The organism is Cupriavidus sp. SK-4 (assembly GCF_000611125.1).
In the GTDB taxonomy this organism is placed as follows: domain Bacteria; phylum Pseudomonadota; class Gammaproteobacteria; order Burkholderiales; family Burkholderiaceae; genus Cupriavidus; species Cupriavidus necator.
Genome location: NZ_JFJW01000069.1, coordinates 150,235 through 153,141, shown reverse-complemented (window position 1 = coordinate 153,141; position 2,907 = coordinate 150,235). Strand labels below are relative to the sequence as shown.

Below are 2,907 nucleotides of genomic sequence, written 5' to 3'. Positions count from 1 at the left end.
CACTCATGACTTCTGTATAAGGAAATGGGCATGACCGGCTCGCCTGGTGCAAGAGGAGATGGAATGGACGTGAGGAAACAACGCCTTGGCCGCACCGGCCTCCGCATGCGACGCGTCTGCCATGGGCAACGCTGCGATGGCGATGGGAGAGGAAGAAGGCAAGACCAGCCCCCGTGGGCTGGTCTTGCCCGGATCAGGACACCGGCAGCGCGCTGCGGATCAGCAGGTTGACCCGCTCCGGCTGCTCGTGGATCACCCAGTGGGTGCCCTCGGGGATGCGTTCCACGCGCAGGTCTGGCACGAAGTCACCCAGCCCGTCCACCAGTGATTTCGGCAGCGCGCGGTCGCGCTCGCCCCAGATCACCAGCGTCGGCACCCTGACCGCAAAGGCGGCCGGATCCAGGCGCGAGATGTCGGGCGGCGGCTCACCCTCGCCCGGCGGGTGCATGGGCGAGGCGCGGTAGAAATTGACGCCGCCGGTGAGCGGATGGACGCCGGCGTCCTGGCCTTCGCCCGGCTGGGACCATGCCGCGTGGTACCTGGCGCGCGTCTCGGGCGTGTACCAGGCCGCCGGCTTGCCGTCGACATCGGCCAGCATCCGGTCCAGCAGCGCGAAGTCGTTGGCGGCCAGCGCCTTTTCCGAGCCCGGCTTGCGCAGCCAGTTCATGTAGGCGGAAGCGGCCTGCTGCTCGGGATCGTTGGCCAGCGCGCGCGCAAACAGGTACGGATGCGGCGAGTTGACGATGATGAGCTGGCGCACCAGCTGCGGGAACTGGATCGCCAGGTTCCAGCAGATCGCCCCGCCCCAGTCGTGCGCCACCACCACGGCCTGGTCATAGCCCAGCACGCTGACCAGCTGCACCAGGTCTTCGACGATATGGCGCGGCCGGTAGGCCTCGACCTCGGCGGGCTTGCTCGACAGGTTGTAGCCACGCAAGTCCGGCGCCACGGCAAAATGCGTGTGCCCGAACTCGGCCAGCTGGGCCTCCCATTCGAACCAGAATTCAGGAAAGCCGTGCACGAACAGCATCAGCGGCTTGCCGCGCTCGCCCGCGCTGGCGTAGTGCAGGCGGGTGCCGTTGGGCAGCGTGGCGTACTGCAGGTGGCGGATCACGGCGGCGGGGGCAGCCATGTTGTTCTCCATATGCGGTCCTCCTCGTTGTGGCGTTGTGCTGGCGTCAGCCGCGCAGCGCGGCAACGAGGCCCGCGCGGACCTCGGGCTTGTCGGCAAACGGATCGCCGGGATTGCGCTGCCCGACGATGTCCTCGAAGCGCTGGCGCACGGGGGCGAGCGCCTGGGGGTGGGAATAAATATAGAAGCTTTCGTCGCGGATGGCATCGAAGGTCAGCTGCGCGACCTCGGCGGCGGTCACCTTGCCGGAGCCGACGGCCTTGTCCGACAAGGCCTGCGACACCAGCTGCGAGCGCGTCGGCGGCGCCTGGTTGGCCAGGTCGGCGGGCCGGTTGCGCTGGGACTGGTTGATGCCGGTCGGCACGAAGTACGGGCACAGCACCGAGCAGCGCACCTGCTCCGTCACCAGGCCCAGGTCCTGGTACAGGGTTTCAGTCAACGCCACCACCGCGTGCTTGGACACGTTGTACACGCCCATTGCCGGCGGGTTCAGCAGGCCCGCCATCGACGCCGTGTTGACGATATGGCCCTGGTAGGCCGGATCCTTCTCTGCCGCGGCCAGCATCAGCGGCGTGAAGATGCGCACGCCGTGCACTACGCCGTACAGATTGACGCCCAGCACCCACTCCCAGTCCTTCTCGGAGTTCTCCCAGATCAGGCCGCCCGCGCCCACGCCGGCGTTATTGAACAGCAGGTTGACCTGGCCGAAGGCCTCGATGGCAGCATCGGCCAGCGCCTGCACCTGGTCGGCACGCGAGACATCCGTGCGCAAACCGATCACCGGCACGTTGCGTGCCTTGAATTCCGCCACGGTCGCGTCCAGCGCGTCTTCCTGCACATCCGCCAGCACCAGCTTCATGCCGAGGTCGGCGGCATTGTGGGCAAACTCCTTGCCGAAACCCGAGGCGCCGCCGGTAATGACAGCCACCTTGTTGGAGAAATCCTTCATATCGTCTGTCCTGTCGCGTGATTGGTTTGGGGAACGGCGGGCCGTGTGCCGTGCGCGCGCTCAGGCGGCGCGCTGCACCTGGTAGCCCTGCCGCGGGAAATGCACATTGAGCGCGCCGGCGCGCGGGTCCTGGCGGCGCAGCGTGACGCGGCGCGCGCTCAGCGCCAGCAGCACACCGGCCACCGGGTCGCGCGCGTAGTCGGTGGGGGTGACGGTGACGGGGTCGCCGGCCTGCAGGCCGGCATCCGCGACCACACCCTCATCCAGCGCCAGCGGATCGGCACTGCGCGCGGCGCCGATCGCGTCCTCGCTGTCGATCACGCGCGGCCGCCCATGGCCGAAGGTGTTCATGCGCGCATACCAGGCCTGCAAGCGCGGATAAGCCTCCAGCAGCTGCGCCAGCGCGCCGGCGCGGCGGATAAACCAGAGGTTTTGGTACAGCGAGAAATCTGCAACCGACAGCGCGGGCCCGGCTACATGCCCGATCCCGGCCGCGAACTGCGTTTCCAGTTGACCGAACGTTTCATGGAGCAGCGCGGTGGCTTCGGGCAACGGCATGCGCAGCGCATTGGTATCGCCGCGCATGGCCTTGCGGTCGGCGCTAAAGGCCTGGACCTGCGCCGGCGACAGGTGGCCCAGCATGCTGGCAACGCCGGCCGGCTGGAACACATAGGTCACCGAAGCCGTGAACAGTGCCGCATCGAACCAGGCTGCCGCGACCCGCGCCGCCGCGGCCTGGGCCGGCGGATACAGCGCCGGCGTGGGCGCCAGCGCGTCCAGCACCTCGCAGATCAGCGCGGTATCGCAGTAGATATCGGCACCGAGC

Annotated in this window: 3 protein-coding genes; all 3 read right to left on the bottom strand. The window is 68.2% G+C overall.

Annotation, left to right across the window (positions count from 1 at the left end):
• Nucleotides 1-193: 193 nt before the first annotated feature.
• Nucleotides 194-1,144, bottom strand: a complete 951-nt coding sequence (locus CF68_RS15615) for an alpha/beta fold hydrolase (RefSeq protein ID WP_035820260.1) — start codon at nt 1,142-1,144, stop codon at nt 194-196.
• Between the two features lie 34 nt (nt 1,145-1,178).
• On the bottom strand, nt 1,179-2,081 hold the full coding sequence (locus CF68_RS15610; RefSeq protein ID WP_035820258.1) for an SDR family oxidoreductase: 903 nt from the start codon (nt 2,079-2,081) through the stop codon (nt 1,179-1,181).
• Between the two features lie 60 nt (nt 2,082-2,141).
• Nucleotides 2,142-2,907 (bottom strand): glutathione S-transferase C-terminal domain-containing protein (locus tag CF68_RS15605; protein WP_235205779.1); only part of this gene is annotated, 766 nt, incomplete at its 5' end.

What these genes read in the sequence shown, in the direction of transcription:
- CF68_RS15610 (WP_035820258.1), bottom strand. Translation starts at nt 2,081, where the DNA reads ATGAAGGATTTCTCCAACAAGGTGGCTGTCATTACCGGCGGCGCCTCG.
- CF68_RS15615 (WP_035820260.1), bottom strand. Translation starts at nt 1,144, where the DNA reads ATGGAGAACAACATGGCTGCCCCCGCCGCCGTGATCCGCCACCTGCAG.